Source organism: Ruegeria sp. O5 (genome assembly GCF_056535105.1).
Map to the genome: position 1 here is coordinate 83,788 of NZ_JBQERN010000011.1, position 17,361 is coordinate 101,148.

General features: G+C 57.1%; 17 protein-coding genes. 10 read left to right on the plus strand and 7 right to left on the minus strand.

The window, feature by feature from the left end; translation table 11 throughout:
* Positions 1-33 precede the first annotated feature (33 nt).
* From soxB to ACR0M3_RS14300, 8 genes are all read left to right on the plus strand, one after another.
* On the plus strand, positions 34-1,731 hold the full coding sequence (gene soxB / locus ACR0M3_RS14265; RefSeq protein ID WP_480507619.1) for a thiosulfohydrolase SoxB: 1,698 nt from the start codon (positions 34-36) through the stop codon (positions 1,729-1,731).
* A gap of 65 nt (positions 1,732-1,796) precedes the next feature.
* Positions 1,797-3,068, plus strand: a complete 1,272-nt coding sequence (gene soxC, locus ACR0M3_RS14270) for a sulfite dehydrogenase (RefSeq protein WP_480911398.1) — start codon at positions 1,797-1,799, stop codon at positions 3,066-3,068.
* Complete coding sequence (locus tag ACR0M3_RS14275; RefSeq protein ID WP_480483435.1) at positions 3,052-4,092, plus strand: c-type cytochrome; 1,041 nt, start codon at positions 3,052-3,054, stop codon at positions 4,090-4,092. Before soxC ends, ACR0M3_RS14275 begins: the two co-directional genes overlap by 17 nt.
* A 29-nt stretch (positions 4,093-4,121) precedes the next feature.
* Positions 4,122-4,802, plus strand: coding sequence for a c-type cytochrome (locus ACR0M3_RS14280; protein WP_480911399.1), 681 nt, complete (start codon positions 4,122-4,124; stop codon positions 4,800-4,802).
* 24 nt (positions 4,803-4,826) lie between these two features.
* Positions 4,827-6,089 carry an FCSD flavin-binding domain-containing protein gene (locus ACR0M3_RS14285; RefSeq protein ID WP_480911400.1) on the plus strand — a complete coding sequence of 421 codons (1,263 nt, stop codon included), beginning with the start codon at positions 4,827-4,829 and terminating at the stop codon, positions 6,087-6,089.
* An 80-nt stretch (positions 6,090-6,169) separates the two neighbouring features.
* Complete coding sequence (locus ACR0M3_RS14290; RefSeq protein ID WP_480488033.1) at positions 6,170-6,604, plus strand: DUF302 domain-containing protein; 435 nt, start codon at positions 6,170-6,172, stop codon at positions 6,602-6,604.
* A 1-nt stretch (position 6,605) separates the two neighbouring features.
* Entirely contained in the window at positions 6,606-7,829 is a 1,224-nt protein-coding gene (hemA, locus tag ACR0M3_RS14295) for a 5-aminolevulinate synthase (RefSeq protein WP_480773810.1), read from the plus strand.
* A gap of 52 nt (positions 7,830-7,881) precedes the next feature.
* Positions 7,882-8,940, plus strand: coding sequence for a YeeE/YedE family protein (locus tag ACR0M3_RS14300; RefSeq protein WP_480773809.1), 1,059 nt, complete (start codon positions 7,882-7,884; stop codon positions 8,938-8,940).
* A 1-nt stretch (position 8,941) separates the two neighbouring features.
* Here ACR0M3_RS14300 and ACR0M3_RS14305 read toward each other — a convergent pair whose 3' ends face one another.
* The 3 genes from ACR0M3_RS14305 to ACR0M3_RS14315 form a co-directional block, all read right to left on the minus strand.
* A complete protein-coding gene (locus ACR0M3_RS14305; protein WP_480773808.1) occupies positions 8,942-9,886 on the minus strand; it encodes an MBL fold metallo-hydrolase in 945 nt (314 codons plus the stop codon).
* Positions 9,883-10,812: an MBL fold metallo-hydrolase gene (locus ACR0M3_RS14310; protein WP_480911401.1), complete on the minus strand. Its 930-nt coding sequence runs from the start codon at positions 10,810-10,812 to the stop codon at positions 9,883-9,885. Before ACR0M3_RS14310 ends, ACR0M3_RS14305 begins: the two co-directional genes overlap by 4 nt.
* 300 nt (positions 10,813-11,112) lie before the next feature.
* Positions 11,113-11,958 carry a LysR family transcriptional regulator gene (locus ACR0M3_RS14315; RefSeq protein WP_480507636.1) on the minus strand — a complete coding sequence of 282 codons (846 nt, stop codon included), beginning with the start codon at positions 11,956-11,958 and terminating at the stop codon, positions 11,113-11,115.
* A gap of 86 nt (positions 11,959-12,044) precedes the next feature.
* Here ACR0M3_RS14315 and ACR0M3_RS14320 point away from each other — a divergent pair, with 86 nt between their 5' ends.
* Together ACR0M3_RS14320 and ACR0M3_RS14325 are read left to right on the plus strand one after the other, a co-directional pair.
* Complete coding sequence (locus ACR0M3_RS14320) at positions 12,045-12,512, plus strand: c-type cytochrome (RefSeq protein ID WP_480911402.1); 468 nt, start codon at positions 12,045-12,047, stop codon at positions 12,510-12,512.
* Between the two features lie 14 nt (positions 12,513-12,526).
* On the plus strand, positions 12,527-13,414 hold the full coding sequence (locus ACR0M3_RS14325; protein WP_480911403.1) for a c-type cytochrome: 888 nt from the start codon (positions 12,527-12,529) through the stop codon (positions 13,412-13,414).
* Positions 13,415-13,472: 58 nt separating this feature from the next.
* Here the strand turns inward: ACR0M3_RS14325 and nagA are convergent, their stop codons facing one another.
* Genes nagA through ACR0M3_RS14345 form a run of 4 tightly spaced genes read right to left on the minus strand, consistent with a single transcriptional unit; the run spans position 13,473 to position 17,291 of the window.
* Entirely contained in the window at positions 13,473-14,606 is a 1,134-nt protein-coding gene (gene nagA, locus ACR0M3_RS14330) for an N-acetylglucosamine-6-phosphate deacetylase (protein ID WP_480911404.1), read from the minus strand.
* Positions 14,603-15,631: an SIS domain-containing protein gene (locus tag ACR0M3_RS14335; RefSeq protein ID WP_209507519.1), complete on the minus strand. Its 1,029-nt coding sequence runs from the start codon at positions 15,629-15,631 to the stop codon at positions 14,603-14,605. Before ACR0M3_RS14335 ends, nagA begins: the two co-directional genes overlap by 4 nt.
* A 29-nt stretch (positions 15,632-15,660) precedes the next feature.
* Entirely contained in the window at positions 15,661-16,416 is a 756-nt protein-coding gene (locus tag ACR0M3_RS14340; RefSeq protein WP_209597491.1) for a GntR family transcriptional regulator, read from the minus strand.
* Positions 16,413-17,291, minus strand: a complete 879-nt coding sequence (locus tag ACR0M3_RS14345; RefSeq protein WP_480911405.1) for a glucosamine kinase nucleotide-binding domain-containing protein — start codon at positions 17,289-17,291, stop codon at positions 16,413-16,415. The genes ACR0M3_RS14340 and ACR0M3_RS14345 overlap by 4 nt, the downstream gene beginning before the upstream one ends.
* Between the last annotated feature and the right edge of the window lie 70 nt (positions 17,292-17,361).

Consider the following 17,361-nt stretch of genomic DNA (forward strand, 5'->3'; position numbering starts at 1 on the left):
ACACATTTATATGTGAAATAGGAAAGCCAACAGATGATATCGCGACGTGATTTTCTACAGGTCTCCATGGCGGCCTCAGCGCTGTACGGGGCATCCGGTTTCGGGAACTGGGCAAGGCTGGCAGCCCAGCAAAGCCTGACCCAGGACCAGTTGCTGGAATTTGAGACCTTCGGAAATATCAGCCTGATTCATATCACGGATATCCACGCGCAGCTCAAACCGATTTACTTCCGCGAGCCCGAGGTCAACCTGGGCATCGGAGACGCGCGCGGGCAAATGCCGCATGTGACGGGGGCCGCATTTCGCAAGGCTTACGGGATCGAAGATGGCAGCCCGTCCGCCTATGCGCTGACTTACAATGACTTTGCTGCATTGGCGAAGACCTATGGCCGCGTCGGAGGGCTTGACCGGGTCTCGACCGTTATCAACGCCATCCGTGCCGACCGGCCAGATGCGTTGTTGCTGGATGGGGGCGATACCTGGCATGGCTCGTATACCTGCTATCAGACAGCGGGTCAGGACATGGTCAACGTGATGAATGCACTCAAGCCCGATGCGATGACATTCCATTGGGAGTTCACGTTGGGCAGCGAGCGGGTCAACGAGATCGTTGAAGGTTTGCCTTTTGCGGCGTTGGGTCAGAATATCTTTGACGCGGAATGGGATGAACCTGCGGAGCTTTTCAAGCCCTACAAGTTCTTCGAACGCGGCGGGGCCAAGGTTGCCGTCATCGGACAGGCTTTCCCGTATATGCCAATTGCCAACCCCAGTTGGATGTTCCCGGAATACTCGTTCGGGATCCGGGATGAGAACATGCAGGCCATGGTGGACGAGGTGCGCGACGCAGGTGCCGATGTTGTCGTCGTCCTCAGCCATAACGGCTTTGACGTGGACAAAAAGATGGCGAGCCGCGTTCAGGGGATTGATGTAATCCTGAGCGGTCACACCCATGACGCTTTGCCTGAACCGGTTCTAGTCGAAAAGACGCATATCATCGCGTCTGGCTCGAACGGCAAATTCGTCAGCCGCGTTGATCTGGACGTGCGGGATGGCCAGATGATGGGGCTGAAGCACAAGCTGATCCCGATCTTTTCAGACGTCATCGCGCCTGATCCGGCAATCACTGCCCTGATCAACGAACAGCGCGCACCATATGATGCGGCACTAAGCGAAGTGATCGGCAAGACGGACTCGCTGCTGTATCGGCGCGGAAACTTCAATGGCACGTGGGACGATCTGATCTGCGATGCACTGATCAGCGAGCGCGAGGCGGATATTGCCATGTCGCCGGGTGTGCGCTGGGGTCCGTCGATCCTACCCGGTCAGGAGATCACGCGTGAGGATATCTGGAATGTTACTTCGATGTCCTATCCGAATGCGTATCGTACGGAAATGACGGGTGAATTCATTCACGTGATCCTCGAGGATGTTGGCGACAACCTGTTCAACCCCGATCCCTATTACCAGCAGGGTGGCGACATGGTGCGTGTCGGCGGCCTTGGATACCGTATCGATGTCACCAAACCGCAAGGGCAGCGGATCAGCGACATGACCCTGCTCAAGACAGGTGAGGCGATTGATCCGGCGAAATCCTATGTTGTGGCCGGTTGGGCCAGCGTCAACGAGGGCACCGAAGGCCCGCCCATCTGGGATGTCGTCGAAAACCACATTCGTAATCAGGGCACCGTCACCGTCGAGCCGAATACATCGGTCGAGGTGATCGGAGCCTGACAGCGCGAACCGAATGTCAAACATTGAATACAAGATTTGCTGATCGAATGACGGAGGCAAACAAAATGAGCGAGAATCCAAGGGCAAAAGCCCCATCGCGTCGCCAGTTTCTAAGCGGTGCTGCCGCGGTTGGCGTAGGTGCGGTCGGTGCCTCAGCGGCGCGCGCCGCAGGCCCTGACCCGCTGATCACTCAGGTTCAGGAATGGGCACAGGCAACGGGCGAAGGTGTAGATGCAACCCCCTACGGCCTGCCAATCCAATTCGAGAGTGATGTCGTACGGCGCAACGTCGAGTGGTTGACCGCAGACACAATCAGTTCGATCAATTTCACGCCGATCCACGCGCTGGACGGCACGATCACCCCGCAGGGATGCGCATTCGAGCGGCACCATTCGGGTGCGATCGAACTGAGCAAGGCGGACTACCGTCTGATGATCAACGGTCTGGTCGAAACTCCGCTGATTTTCACATATGAAGATCTGGAACGTTTCCCGCGCGAGAACCGTATCTATTTCTGCGAATGCGCTGCCAATACGGGTATGGAATGGGCCGGTGCGCAGCTCAACGGCGCGCAGTTCACGCACGGAATGATCCACAACATGGAATATTCCGGTGTTCCGCTGCGCACTCTGCTGGAAGAGGCCGGGGTAAAGCCCGAAGGCAAATGGGTTTACGTCGAAGGCGCGGATGCTTCCTCGAATGGTCGCTCGATCCCGCTGGAAAAGGCGATGGATGACGTACTTGTAGCATTCAAAGCCAATGGCGAGGCTTTGCGCAAAGAACACGGATATCCCGTTCGTCTTGTCGTTCCCGGCTGGGAAGGCAACATGTGGGTCAAGTGGCTGCGCCGGGTCGAGGTCACCGAGATGGCTATCGAAAGCCGCGAAGAGACATCCAAGTATACGGATACTCTCGAAAACGGAACATCACGCAAGTGGACATGGGTCATGGACGCCAAATCGGTCGTCACATCGCCCAGCCCGCAAGCGCCGATAACCCATGGACCCGGACCGTTGGTGATCACCGGGTTGGCCTGGTCCGGTCGGGGTTCGATTACCGGCGTCGACGTGTCGGTGGATGGTGGCAAGAACTGGGTTCCGGCACGTCTGGCGGCCCCCGGGACAGACAAGGCGCTGACCCGGTTTTATCTGGACTATAACTGGGACGGTTCAGAGATGCTGTTACAGGCCCGCGCGAAGGATTCGACCGGTTACGTCCAACCCAGCAAAGCTCAACTGCGGGACGTGCGGGGCGAGAACTCGATCTACCACAACAATTGTATCCAGACCTGGTGGATCAAGGAAAACGGAGAGGCGGAAAATGTCGAAGTATCGTAAGCTATTGGCCGCCTCGGCCCTTGGGTTGAGCGTGGCGGTTCCAGCCCATGCAGACAAGCTAGGACTTGGGCGCCCTGCGTTGCCCGAAGAAATCGCGGCGTGGGACCACGACATTGCACCTGACGGAACCGGATTGCCCGAAGGTTCTGGCGACGTGTTCACCGGCGAAGAGGTCTTTGCCGAACGGTGCGCGATCTGTCATGGCGATTTTGCTGAAGGTGTGGACAACTGGCCGAAACTGGCGGGCGGCGAGGGCACGCTTGCAGATAAAGACCCGCTGAAAACAGTAGGCTCTTACTGGCCGCACCTTTCGACGGTATGGGATTATGTGAACCGTTCGATGCCGTTTGGAGACGCACAAACGCTGGAGCCTGACGAAGTTTACGCGATTGTCGCTTATATACTGTATTCCAACGACATCGTTGATGATGAGTTCACGCTGTCGCACGAAAATTTCCTTGAAGTGGAAATGCCGAATGCCGGGGGTTTCATCGTGGATGACCGCGAAGCGGCCGAGGCGCATTTCTGGACGGATGAGCCATGCATGACGGATTGCAAAGAAGGCGTGGAAATCACCAAGCGCGCCGCCGTTCTGGATGTAACGCCTGACGAAGCCGGGGCTGACAGTCCGGACCAGGCGGCTGTTTCCGAAGAAGCATCCGTCGAAGTTGATGAACCTGCTGAGGACATAGCGGCACTTGATCCTGAGATGATCGAAAATGGCGAAAAAGTTTTCAAGAAGTGCAAGTCCTGCCATCAGGTCGGGGACGGGGCCAAGCATCGCACCGGTCCGGCACTGAACGGTGTCGCCGGTGCCAATGCGGCTGGTGCCGAAGGCTTTAAGTACTCTCAGGCGATGAAAGCTGCTGCCGAGGATGGGTTGGTTTGGACAGATGAAGAAATGGCTGCATTTCTGGCCAAACCCAAAGCCTATATGAAGGGGACACGTATGTCCTTTGCCGGCCTCAAGAAACAGGATGATATCGACGCTGTCATTGTTTACCTTAAGTCGTTCGGAAGCTGATCATGTGGCGGCGGTGGGCAACAGGTGTCATGTTTGCTGCGAGTATCCTGGCAACCGCTGCCGCCGCGACTGAGGACCTTGGCGATGCAGCAGCTGGCAAACTTGTGTTTGCCCAATGCGAAGGATGTCATCAGGTCGGCGCGGGCGCTGAAAACAGGATCGGTCCGCACCTGAATGGTATTTTTGGCCGCCGGGCTGCCGGGCTTGAGGAGTTCACCTATTCCAAAAGCCTGATCCGTGCGGGTACCTCGGGTCTGGAATGGCATGCCGACACATTGTCGGCTTACATTGAAAACCCCCGCGCATTCGCATCCGGCACCAGAATGAGCTTTCGCGGGCTCGAGAACCCGGAAGACCGGGCCAATGTAATTGCCTATTTGCGTGTGTTTTCCGACAACCCGCAAGACATCCCCGAAGCCGACCCAACGGCAAAGGGAACGGACCATTCCGTCAATCCCGAAATCCTCGCGATCCAAGGTGATCCCGAATATGGCGAATACCTGAGCAGCGAATGCACGACGTGCCACCAGATAGAGGGTGGCGATGATGGGATTCCTTCGATCGTTTACTGGCCCGACCAGGATTTTGTTGTCGCCATGCACGCCTACAAGGATAAGCAGCGGCCTCATCCCGTCATGCAGATGATCGCGGGCCGCCTGAGCAACGATGAGATCGCGGCACTGGCCGCTTACTTCAACAATCCACAGTGACAATGCCTAAGGGGAGGAAACGCGATGACACTCAACAGACGGACATTTCTGGGAACCGCAGGGGTACTTGCCGCCGGGCTGTCGGCCCCGATGGTGCTGGCGCAGGGCAAGCCCCGTGTCGTGGTGGTCGGGGGCGGGGCAGGCGGCGCAACCGCGGCCCGCTATATCGCCAAAGACAGCAAGGGTGAGATTGATGTCACCCTGATCGAGCCGTCCAGAACATATTACACCTGTTTTTTCTCGAACCTGTATCTGGGCGGGTTTCAAGAGCTTTCGGACATTGCGCACAGCTATGGCACGCTTGCCGCAAAATACGGTATCAACGTGGTTCACGATTGGGCCGTGGGCGTCGACCGCGACTCCAAAACTGTCTCATTGGCAGGTGGCGGATCCATTCCTTATGACAAATTGATCCTGAGCCCGGGTATCGACTTTGTCGACGGCGCGGTCGAGGGGTGGGATGTAACTGCACAGAACAAGATGCCGCATGCGTATAAGGCGGGCTCTCAAACCGAGCTGTTGAAGGCGCAGGTTCTGGCGATGCCCGAAGGCGGAACCTTTGCGATGGTCGCACCACCGAACCCGTTCCGTTGCCCGCCCGGACCTTATGAGCGGGTTTCGATGGTTGCGCATGTTCTGAAGGCGAACAATCCGACAGCGAAAATCATCATTGCTGATCCGAAAGCCAAATTCTCCAAGATGTCTTTGTTCCAGGAGGGGTGGGCCGACCACTACGAAGGCATGATCGACTGGATCGGAGAGGATTTTGGCGGCGGCAATGTCTCGGTCAATCCGGATGCCATGACGGTGACCATCGACGGTGAAGAAACCAAGGTCGACGTCTGCAACGTGATCCCGGCCATGAAAGCCGGGCGTATTGCGGAAATGGCCGGTGTAACCGATGGCAACTGGGCACCGGTGAACGCGGTGAACATGTCATCGAAAGCTGATCCTGACATCTATGTTCTTGGTGATGCCAGCCAGCAAGGTGACATGCCGAAATCCGGTTTTTCGGCCAACAGCCAGGCGAAAGTCTGTGCCAATGCGGTTCGTGGCGCATTGACCGGATCAAAGATCTTCCCGGCCAAGTTCTCGAACACGTGCTGGTCTCTCATTGATACGGATGACGGGGTCAAGGTCGGTGCCACTTATGAGGCGACGCCTGAAAAGATTGCCAAGGTGGATGGCTTTATCAGCCAAACCGGCGAAGATTCCGACCTGAGAAAAGCAACCTACCAAGAGTCGCTGGGTTGGTATGCTGGTATCACATCGGACATGTTCGGCTAAGAAACGCCAAGGCTTTGACCGGTGTCAAAACCTTGGCGGTGAAATCTGAAGAAATGTGGTTCAGGAGGAGGAACATCATCATGAAACACTTTATCGCATCAGCCGCACTTTCAGTTGTATTGGCAAACCCGGTTATTGCTGAGGAGGTCATTGCCGTTCCCTTTGACGGGAGCTTTGATGATGCAACCTTTGCCGTTGAATCAGCAATTGTTGGGCAGGGGCTGGTTATCGATTATGTGAGCCATGTTGGTGACATGCTGAATCGGACGGGGGCGGATGTCGGCAGCGACAAGCAAATCTTCACAGCCGCTGAGATATTTATCTTCTGTTCCGCAAAGCTCTCGCGCGAGATGATGGAGGCCGACCCGATGAATATCGGCTATTGCCCCTACGGGATCTTCGTGGCCGAGGACGAAGGCGGTGTCAAAGTGGGCTACCGAAGCTATCCTGACGGACCGATGGAGAAAGTCGAAGCCCTGTTGGCCGGTATCGTAGAAGAAGCCGTTGGAAACTGACATGGACTACCAACAGTATTTTCGTGACCAGTTGAGGCAATTGCAGGACGAAGGAAATTACCGGGTCTTCGCCGAGCTTGAGCGTCATTGCGGAGCATTTCCAACTGCACACAACCACGCAGAAAACGGACCTGAGAAAGTCACTGTCTGGTGCTCGAACGACTATCTGGGAATGGGTCAGCATCCAAAGGTTCTGGCAGCCATGCACCGGGCGATTGATAGCTGCGGCGCAGGGGCTGGCGGGACCCGGAATATTTCGGGGACCGCGCATGAGCATGTTCTGCTTGAGCGCGAGCTTGCAGATCTGCATGGCAAGGAAGCAGCGCTGCTATTCACGTCCGGGTATGTTTCAAATTGGGCTGCTTTGGGAACTCTGGCCTCTCGAATTCCCGGTATCACGGTTCTGTCCGACGAATTGAACCACGCGTCGATGATCGAGGGTATCCGCCACAGTCGTTGCGCAAAGCGGGTCTGGAAGCATAACGATTTGAAGGACCTTGAACGACATCTCATGAACCTGCCGTCCAACTCGCCAAAACTGATCGCGTTTGAAAGTGTGTACTCGATGGATGGCGATATAGCACCAATCGCCGAAATCTGCGATCTGGCGGATCGGTACGGCGCGATGACCTATCTGGACGAGGTTCATGCAGTAGGGCTGTATGGGCCGCGTGGTGGTGGCATCGCCGAACGCGAAGGGTTGATGGATCGCCTGACGGTCATCGAAGGCACGTTGGGCAAAGCGTTCGGCGTGGTTGGTGGATACATCGCGGCGTCAAAGGAACTTGTCGACTTTGTCCGTTCCTTTGCCAGCGGGTTTATCTTTACCACCGCATTGCCCCCGGCCGTCGCCGCCGGTGCCGCAGCATCCGTTCGGCACCTCAAGCAAAGCAATGCGGAACGGTGTTTGCATCAGCAACGCGTAAGCGAGGTTCGCGGCAGGCTGGACGCTTTGGGCATACCGCACACACCCAACCCAAGCCACATAATCCCGGTCATGGTCGGCGACCCGGTTAAGTGCCGCTTTATCTCGGATGTCTTGATGCGCGACTATGGGATTTATATCCAGCCGATAAACTATCCCACTGTCCCGAAAGGCACCGAACGTCTTCGGATCACACCGTCACCTGTACATTCGTCAGAAGATGTAACCCGGTTGGTCGAGGCATTGGGTGCGTTGTGGACACAGTGTCAGCTTGCGCGCAAGCCAATGGCTGCACAGTGAGAACTTGACGAAAGGCAAAGACGGGCACGTAAAAAGGTGAGAGTTTTTGTCTATGGAACGCCTCATCGATCTGCTGGGAGATTCGGGCACATTGGCTGTAGCCGGTTTGCTTGTTGGCATCCTGTTTGGAGTTACCGCTCAGAAATCTCATTTCTGCTTGCGGGCATCCACTGTTGAAGTCGCTGAGGGCGAGCTTGGGCCCCGTCTGGCCGTCTGGCTGATCGCATTCACGTCGGCGCTGACCCTGGTTCAGGGGTTCGTTTCGATTGAATGGCTGGATTTGTCCGGGGCGCGTTCGATTGCGTCAACAGGCAGCCTGAGCGGGGCGGTGATCGGCGGTCTTATGTTTGGCGTCGGAATGATTTTGGCGCGCGGATGCGCGTCGCGCCTGTTGGTGTTGGCCTCATGCGGCAACCTGCGGGCAATGGTGACGGGGTTGGTTCTGACGTTGGTCGCGCAAGCGGCTTACACGGGTGTGCTCAGCCCCGCGCGCGAGACGCTCTCCGGTATTTGGACGATCGCAGGTGGCAATGCGCGCGACCTTTCGGCACTACTTGGGTTTTCGCCCATCGCGTACACAGTCTTTGCCGCAGGGACCTTTGTTCTGGCCGTCGTGTTTGCAGTGCGCCAGCAGGTGACAGTGACAAAGATTGTCACGGCCGCCGGAGTTGGTGTCGCCGTGGCGCTTGGCTGGTTGATGACATTTGCGATTGCACAAGCCTCCTTCGAAGTCGTGCCGGTGTCTTCGGTCACGTTCACCGGCCCGGCAACGGATACATTGATGGCGCTGGTGGCCGAACGGAACATTGCGCTGTCCTTTGGCATTGGTCTGGTTCCGGGCGTTGCAATTGGCGCCGCTGTTTCTGCCGTTCTGTCCGGCGAGTGGAAGATCGAACAGTTCGGCCCGGATACTCCGATGGAGCGTTACCTTGTCGGGGCCGTCTTGATGGGCTTTGGTGCAATGTTGGCAGGTGGCTGCGCCGTTGGTGCCGGATTGTCCGGGGGATCGGCCTTGTCGCTGACTGCGTGGCTTGCCGTCTTCTCGATGTGGGTCGGGGCCGTCGCCACCCATCGGATGATGATGCGAATGCCCGTTCTTCGGCGGTCCTGACTTATTCGAATTCCATCTGTTCGTAGACCCGACCCGCGTTTTTCGTGGCCAGTTCTTCGAACGTGTCCAAATGGGCATAAGGGCTTTGGTCGACGTAATAGGCCTCGGCCAGATCCCCGCCAGCATCCATATGTTCCTGGATCTTTGCGCGCAGGTAGATCAGATAGTCGCGTGTATACCGGCGCACCTGATCCATGTTCGTAGGATGACCGTGCCCGGGGATCACATATCTGGCTTCCAGTGCCTCGAATTCGTTGTCCCAGGTCTCAAGCCAATCTGCAGTGTAGGTGTCCTGAAAGATCGGCAGCATACGTTCGTGAAATGCCATGTCACCGGCGATGACAAGGCTTTGATTGGGCAACCAGATCGAAATGTCGCCGGGGCTGTGCGCAGGTCCAAGATGTTTGGCCTCGATGCGAAAATCGCCGAGTTCGACAACGTATTCATCGTCAAACGTTTCTGTCGGACCGGCCAAAAACGTTCCTTTTGCCTTGTCCTTGTTATATGCCTGCATCCCTTCAAGGATTTGAGGCCCATATTCTTCGAATTCAGCCGCAGCATCTGAATGAGCGACGATGGGCACCCCAAGTTCCGACCAGTAGGCGTTCCCCAGCATAGCGTGCCCCTGACCGTTTTCGTTGAAGACAAGCATCACGGGCTGATCCGTGAGCGCTTGAATCTCCTTATGAAGCGCTTCGGCAAGCACATAGGCCGCGCCACCGTTGATGACAACAACGCCCTCTCCGGTTACGATAAAGCTGAGGTTATTGTTGTGGCCCGAATTCTCATAAGTCGGGGGTGCGGTTGCACCGATGGCGGAAAAGACGCCGGGAATAAATTCGACAGGTTTCGAGTAAAGAACGCTCTGCGGGTACTGGTCTGCAATATCCTCACTGGCCCAGGTTTGCGTGGCCAGGGTACAGGCAATCAACAATGCGCGCATCATGCAGGCTCTCCAATAAATCGATAGGTCGAACCGGCCTTTTCGACACGGCCAATTCCGCCATTTGGCAAATGGAATCCAATAATCTTCATTTGGGCATGAGAAATCTGATCCAGCAGCGATTTCCGGGCACTTGCCGCGGCGCCGGGGTCCTGATCCGTACCGCTCAGCCAGTCTGGACGCTCGAACGCGACGTGTGGATTGCCGAGCGCATCGCCCACGACCATCACCGCGTCACCGCCTTTGCGAATTTCGAACGCCATATGTCCTGGCGTGTGCCCGAAACTAGCGCGTGCTGCGATACCGGGAAGGATTTCCTGCCCATCATCAAAGAATGCAACCATGTCTTCGATGGCTTCCATGCGCCGCTTTGCGCCCACCGCGAATGCCGTGCGGTCGGCTCCTATCGTGTCAACGGTTGCAGGGTTCCACCAATAGTCCCATTCCTTGCGGCCAAGATGATATCTGGCATTGGGAAAGAGGGGATCTCCGAAGTCGTCCAGCACACCCCAGATGTGATCCGGATGAGCATGGGTGAAGATCACCTGCGTGACCTCATCCGGAGACAACCCGACGGCGTCCAGAGTTTCCGGAAGTTTGCCAGCGGTTTGCATGAAGTCTGGCCCGGCCCCGACGTCGAACAGTATGGTATTCTGGTCATCGCGGTAGAGCACAATGTTGCACTCGGGCTCGTATCTGGTCAGATCTGTTTGATGGCGGTTCAGAAGTTCTGTCAGCTCTGCCTCGGGCATTGCCCCAAAGACCATTTCGGGTGGCAATGACAAGTAGCCATCCGACAAAGTTGAAATCCTTGCCGATTGACCAAGTGTCATTTCCGCAATCGCAAAGCTGGGTCGCAGGCAGAGTGCCGCCAGACATGCGCCTTGGGACAGGAAGGTGCGCCGGGAGAAATTTGGGTCTCTGCTCATACATAATCATTAAGATGAATGTTTATATTTGTAAATGATGAATAGCGCGGTCGGCACATTCTATCTGGGGCTTTTCACCACCTGCGTTGAAACGTTCGAAGCGAGGTGTCGCATATCTGGCCCATCCCAAAGTACCTTCGACACGTCTTGGCGAAACAGATCCGGAAAGAACTACCTGGAGCGGCGGTGAAAACCTGACCATCGCGGCGCAGGACGTCCAGTTGCAGGTATAGGGCAACCGCCACGACTTGCCGGAGATTTCAACGCAAAGCGACCTACCAAGACGCTAAAATTGTGACGTCATCCAGCCAGTGCGTGCGGCAGGTGTTCAACCAAAGCCCGTTGCACGACCGCAAACCTTGGCGTGTGTGCGATTTCCTCAAGTGTCGCGACCCAAAGCGGAACCTCGATCCCGGGATCAATGTCGTTCAACCTGTGAAGCCGGGGATCAGCGTCGCCAATAAACGCAGGTAAAAAAGCTCTCCCCACACCGGATGCAACCATCTGCTGAAGCACCAGAAAACTGTCTGCTCCGTTCGTCATTTCATTGGCACGCACATGTTCAGCCAACCATTTCGCCGGAAGTGAACGGCTGAGTGCCCCATCAAGCCGCATCCATTTTTGGTCATGGGTACCGTTACAATAAACCCCAAAGTGCAAAGTTCCTGCGCGCTCTCCAGTCAAGCCTTCACCTAGTTGAACCGAAGGGCGGACAACTATGTCCGCGGTTAACCTGGTCAGATCATGGTGGCTGTTTCCGCTGAGGATCGTCAGTTCGAGGCTGGGATAGAGAGCGGAAATTGAGTTTAGTATCTGTGGCAGGACAAACTGGCAAAGGCTGTCCGTGGACGCGATACGCACATGACCCGTAGGCGAACGATTTGCGCCCACAACGGCGCGTTCGACCGAAAGCACGGCCTCTTCAACGCTTTCCATTGCGGACAGAATTGTTCTGGCTTCGGGAAGAACCGAATACCCTGACGGGTCTTTCCGAAAAACAACACAGCCATATCGGTGTTCGAAGGCGGCAACTCTGCGCAGGACGGTTGCATGTGCAACGCCCAGGGCTGTCGCCGCCGCATTCAACGAGCCGTGTTTGCTGACGGCGAGGGCATATCGAATATCGTCCCAGTTGTCGTTGTTCATAAATGAACAAGTGAGGCCGAATAACAAACAATTACAAGAAAAATCGTTCAAGCTATCATATGGCACATTAAACAGGGAGCCACACCATGATGAAGAAGTCTTCGATCTTTGCGGCAGGTCTTTTGTCCTTGGCCGTAGTTGGAACTGCAATTGCTCAGGATAGCGAAAACCCGGCTGTAAAAGCGCGGACTTCGATTATGCAGCTTTACGCTTTCAACCTTGGAACGCTGGGCGCCATGGCCAAGGGAGAGGCAGAATATGATGCCGAAGCGGCTACGCGTGCCGCAAATAATATCGTCGTCGTGTCGCAGATCGACCAATCCGCGATGTGGCCAGCCGGATCGGATAATGGGTCAGACCCGTCGACCCGCGCCTTGCCCGCTATTTGGGAGAACTTTGCAGATGTCGGCGCTAAAGGGCAGGCACTGGCCGATGCCGCTGTTGCGATGCAGGCTGCGGCAGGTCAGGATGTTGAAGCCCTGAAAGGGGCGATGAGCCAACTTGGCGGAGCCTGCTCGGCCTGTCACAAAGCTTACAGAGCACCAGAAAATTAAAGGAGTATCGATCAGTGCGGCGCATTCTACTTTTCGCCGTTCTAGTCATGCTTATGGTTGGGTTGGCCGGTTTGCTGCTAACCCGGCCGCAAAGAGTTGATCCGGCACAGTTGGCCGGTCTGACCCCCGACGTGACCAGAGGGGCGTCTGTTTTCTATTCAGCAGGATGCGCCTCATGCCACTCGGCCTCGGATGCCCGCGAGGAAGAAAAGCTTGTTCTTTCTGGCGGGCGCCGGTTTGAAACGGATTTCGGTACGTTTGTAGCTCCAAACATCTCCAGTGATCCAGACGCCGGAATTGGATCATGGTCTGCGCTAGATCTGGCCAATGCCTTGAAACACGGCACAGGACCAAAGGGACAGCATTATTACCCGGCCTTCCCCTATACGTCTTATGCCAAGATGACGGTCGAGGACGTCGCGGCGCTTCATGCGTTTTTGAACACCCTGCCTGCGTCTGATGCGGCAAGTATCCCGCATGACGTCGGTTTCCCTTTCAACATCCGGCGCGGGCTGGGGTTGTGGAAGCTTCTGTTTTCAGGCTCGGGCTGGGTGGTCGAAGGTGATCTGACCGATCAGCAAATCCGGGGCCGGTATCTGGTGGAAGCTTTGGGGCACTGCTCAGAATGCCATACACCACGAAACGGACTGGGAGGGTTGAAGCGGGATCTTTGGCTGACCGGAGCGCCAAATCCTAACGGCAAAGGGCGCATCCCCGGTCTGACCACTGCCCAGCTTGACTGGTCTGAGGCTGACATCGCTGAATATCTGAAATCCGGTTTCACACCGGATTATGACAGCGCCGGAGGCGAAATGGTCGAAGTTATCGAGAACACCTCGAAACTAAGCGATGAAGACCGATTGGCCATTGCTGCTTACCTGAAATCCGTTCCCGTTCAGTGAATTGGCTACTGGTTGCAGAAACTCTGGATTTTGTCAGCGCAGGTCTTATGACACTGGGTCAAACCAGCGCGTCTACGTTGCTCAGATCTCTGGCAATACGGATCAGCGGGCATTGCTCTCCTATGGCCAGCCGACCCGCGTCGGTTAATCCCATCACTTCGGCGGGTATACGAGTTGCGGCTGCCAATGCGTCTTCCAGCGGCACTTCTGCTTGCGTGGTCAGGACACGCAGCGCTGTGGTCAAGTCCAGATCAGCCCCCGCCAAAGTACCATCAGACAGTGTCAAACGCCCGTCTTTGCGGGAAATGCGGCGGCCTTCCAGTTCGAACATGCGCTGGTCCGTGCCAGCCGGTGCCATCGCATCGCTGACCAGAAATATCCGGCTCGGGCCCCGCTTGGCGACCCAGGCTGTGCGCATGGCTTCGGGGTGAACGTGAATGCCGTCAGCGATCAGTCCGGCGTTCAATCGACCCGAGGCCAGAACCGCCCCGACAAGCCCCGGAGATCGATTGCCCAGCTGACTCATGGCATTGAACAGATGCGTCACGCAGGACGCACCGGCCTTGGCATAAGACAGGCAGATATCAAAATCCGCATCACTGTGGCCCAGCGATACAACGGCACCGGCCGAGACCAGCGCTTTTACCTGCGCAATTGATACGTTTTCAGGCGCAACCGTCAGCATCAATGCGGGTAGCGCTTGTGCTGCCGCGACAAGCGTTGTCAGGTCCTCGTCATCCATGGGGCGGATCAGGGCTGCATCATGGGCACCTTTCCGAGCCACCGAAAGGTGTGGCCCTTCCAGATGCAGGCCAGCGATCCCCGGAACACCCGCAGCTACCGCCGCCTTGGCCGCTTCGATGGCGGCGCGGGTCTTGGCTGCGGTATCCGTGATCAGGGTGGGAAGGATCGAGGTTGCCCCAAGCGTCCGGTGCGCCTTGGCGATGCGTGCCAGTGTTTCGACAGACGGGGCGGCGTTGAACATCACTCCGCCGCCGCCATTCACTTGCAGGTCAACATAGCCGGGGGCCAGTATGTCGCCTTGCAGATCGACAAGCTTGCCAGCGCTTGTCTTCACGTCAAAGCCAATATCGGTGATGCGGCCAGCCTCCAGCCGCAGTGCGGCACCGTCACGCAAACTGGTGCCGTCATAAACAAGCCCGCCGTGGTAGATGGTCGCCTGGACGCTCATACCGTTTCCGTCACTTTCCGCAGGTGACGTGGCGCATCCGGGTTGATCCCGCGCTGTACTGCGACCTGCTCGACCATTGAATAAAAGGACACGATAGCTGCCACCGGGTCCGTTAGCCAATGATCCGTGCGGACATGAGGCAGCACCTCGGCCTTTGTGACCAATGGGCTGGTGGCAAATACCTGTGCCCCTTTGGCCGCGAGCGTGTCGGCAACCTCGGCCAACAGCGGCTCTGCCGGATCATTGGCGGCAAAGGCAATAACCGGAAATCCGCCTTCCACGATCGAGACCGGGCCGTGCAGCACCTCGGCCGAGGAATAGCTTTCGGCATGGATCTGGCAGGTTTCCTTGAATTTCAGCGCGGCCTCGTTCGAGATCGCTACGCTTGGTCCGCGACCGAGCGTATAAAGCGAGCTTTGGGTGACGGCAGCCGCCGCTCTGCCCCAGTCACACCGTGTGGCGGCATCAAGGTGCTTTGGCAGGCCACGCAGCGCAGCCAGAAGATCTTTGTCGCCTTTCAGTTCCGCCAGTAGCCAAAGCCCGGCAACCAGCGAGGTCACGAAGGTTTTTGTCGCTGCTACACTAAGCTCGGGGCCTGCGTGCAGCGGCAAAGCCGCCTCAGCCGCCAGTGCAAGGGGGGAAGATGGGTCATTTGTGATTGCTACGGTGCTGGCCCCGGCCTTTCGGGCATTTTTCGTAAGCTGCACGATATCCGGGCTTTTTCCTGATTGTGAAACAGAAAGGCAAAGCGCCCCGGCCACATGCAGGTCAGCGCCATACACTGACGCGACCGATGGGCCGACGGATGCCATAGGCAAGCCAAGAAGCAATTCGCTTGCGTATTTCAGAAAGGTGCAGGCGTGGTCGGAAGAGCCGCGCGCCGCCGAAATCATGAACTTCAGCCCTCCGTTCCGGGCGACGTCCGCGGCTGTGCTCAGGGCGTCTCCGCCATTGCTGAGTAATCGCTCAACAGCGACAGGAATTTCTTCGATTTCCTGACGCATCAGGGTCGTTTTCGGGGTCATCGGGGCAACCTTTCCATCGGAATCGCAGATCATGGAGTGAGTCGCAGCTCAGCCACAAAGTCATAGGCATCGCCGCGATAGTTGGATTTTGTGAACTCGGCGACGCGCCCGCCTTCCAGATGGGAAATCCGCTGGATGCTCAGCCCTGCCGCGCCTTCCGCGACGCCAAGCAGAGCGGCATCTTCAGCCTCAAGATTAACGGCGGAAATCTTCTGGATGGCGCGAACAGGTCGGCAGCCGCTTTCTTCCAGTAGATCATAGAGTGAGTCGCGCACGGCAAGCGGATTTGGCAGAATGTCCAATGGCAACGAGGCACGTTCGACTGCCATGGGGCGTCCACCAGCCTCTCGCAGGCGGCAAATGCGCGCCACCTGTCCGTCAGCGGGCAACCCGAGCACCGCCGTTTCCTCGGGGGATGGCAGAAAAACACCCCGTTCCAACCACTTGGAGGTTGATTCCATACCGCGCAGGCGCATGTCCTCGCTGAACGAGGTCAGATGCGAAAGCGATTGTTCCAGTTTCGGTGCGGCGTTCCGTACGAAAGATCCGGAACCCTGCCGCTGCACGATTGCGCCCTGTTTCACCAGTTCCTGAATGGCCTTGCGCACGGTGACCCTGGACAGGCCGGTAATCTCGGCGATCTCGCGCTCGGGCGGCAATGAGGAATTCGGGGGCAGGACACCAGCGTCGATGCCTTCCTCCAGTCGCTGACGCAGCCGGACATAACGCGGCCCGCCGCTGTTTTCGAGCCAGTCGTCAGAAGCCAGAAAGGATGCTGCGTTCATGCCGAATGCTCCACTTGAAAAGCTCGGGCCAAGGCGATGGCCCCGTCGATAGGCGCACCTTTGGGCTCTGTTACTGCGCCGCGCGCACGATCCGGCAGATACGCCTCGTAATGGGGGCCAATACCCCCGGTCAGGCATAATGGCATGGCCGGGGTCCAACCCATTGCTTCCAGTGCCCGCAAAAGATGCGCGGCGCCTTCGCGCATAAGCGAAACCGCCCGTTCATCCCCTGACCTCGCTGCCGCTGTCACCTGTCGCGCAATTTGGCCGAATTCATGAGGTTGGGCCGCAGCCGCGAAAGCGACAATGCCGCTTGTACTGCCAAATTCGTTCAGCAAGGCCTCGGTCAGGTTGGAAATTGAGACCAGCCCGTCCCATGCATCCAGCGTAACGGAAAGCGCTCTGCGCCCAATCCACTGAGCAGAAGCCTCATCCCCCAGCACAGAGCCCCAGCCACCGGCAAAGCGTCGGCCGGCTTGCGATTGCAGGGCCAGAAACGAACCCGTCCCGCAATGGGCGATTGCACCATCGGTTGCCTGATGCGCACCCGCCAGCGCAGGGTGACGATCATCCTCGACCAGTATCCTGTCCAACGGCAAATCCGCGGCTACTCGCTGGGCGATCTGCTCGCCGGTAACACCGGCCAGTCCAAAATACGCCGGTACCGGTCTCAGGGTGTCGGGCTGAACATTGAGCTTGGTTGCAAGCATCTTCAGGCCGTCTTTCAGCCGCACAATCGCGCCGTCATAATCGCTGGCGACGTTGGCGGGGCCAACCTCGACCACCAGTCGCTGCTGGCCATCGTCATAGGCGATCCGACAGTTCGTTCCGCCGCCGTCTGCCGCGATGATTGGATTGTTTTTCGACCTAAGCATGATGATACCTATATAATGCCTATGTTGAGCTGTAAATGCCAAAGTAAATCCAATATGGGCGGAAAGATCG

Bases quoted from the DNA above. Each gene is read 5' to 3' on its own strand.
- ACR0M3_RS14305 (WP_480773808.1), bottom strand. From the start codon at position 9,886: ATGATGCGCGCATTGTTGATTGCCTGTACCCTGGCCACGCAAACCTGG.
- ACR0M3_RS14285 (WP_480911400.1), top strand. From the start codon at position 4,827: ATGACACTCAACAGACGGACATTTCTGGGAACCGCAGGGGTACTTGCC.
- soxC (WP_480911398.1), top strand. From the start codon at position 1,797: ATGAGCGAGAATCCAAGGGCAAAAGCCCCATCGCGTCGCCAGTTTCTA.
- nagA (WP_480911404.1), bottom strand. From the start codon at position 14,606: ATGAGCGTCCAGGCGACCATCTACCACGGCGGGCTTGTTTATGACGGC.
- ACR0M3_RS14315 (WP_480507636.1), bottom strand. From the start codon at position 11,958: ATGAACAACGACAACTGGGACGATATTCGATATGCCCTCGCCGTCAGC.
- ACR0M3_RS14340 (WP_209597491.1), bottom strand. From the start codon at position 16,416: ATGAACGCAGCATCCTTTCTGGCTTCTGACGACTGGCTCGAAAACAGC.
- ACR0M3_RS14310 (WP_480911401.1), bottom strand. From the start codon at position 10,812: ATGAGCAGAGACCCAAATTTCTCCCGGCGCACCTTCCTGTCCCAAGGC.
- ACR0M3_RS14275 (WP_480483435.1), top strand. From the start codon at position 3,052: ATGTCGAAGTATCGTAAGCTATTGGCCGCCTCGGCCCTTGGGTTGAGC.
- ACR0M3_RS14320 (WP_480911402.1), top strand. From the start codon at position 12,045: ATGATGAAGAAGTCTTCGATCTTTGCGGCAGGTCTTTTGTCCTTGGCC.
- ACR0M3_RS14300 (WP_480773809.1), top strand. From the start codon at position 7,882: ATGGAACGCCTCATCGATCTGCTGGGAGATTCGGGCACATTGGCTGTA.
- ACR0M3_RS14345 (WP_480911405.1), bottom strand. From the start codon at position 17,291: ATGCTTAGGTCGAAAAACAATCCAATCATCGCGGCAGACGGCGGCGGA.
- ACR0M3_RS14335 (WP_209507519.1), bottom strand. From the start codon at position 15,631: ATGACCCCGAAAACGACCCTGATGCGTCAGGAAATCGAAGAAATTCCT.
- ACR0M3_RS14280 (WP_480911399.1), top strand. From the start codon at position 4,122: ATGTTTGCTGCGAGTATCCTGGCAACCGCTGCCGCCGCGACTGAGGAC.
- soxB (WP_480507619.1), top strand. From the start codon at position 34: ATGATATCGCGACGTGATTTTCTACAGGTCTCCATGGCGGCCTCAGCG.
- ACR0M3_RS14290 (WP_480488033.1), top strand. From the start codon at position 6,170: ATGAAACACTTTATCGCATCAGCCGCACTTTCAGTTGTATTGGCAAAC.
- hemA (WP_480773810.1), top strand. From the start codon at position 6,606: ATGGACTACCAACAGTATTTTCGTGACCAGTTGAGGCAATTGCAGGAC.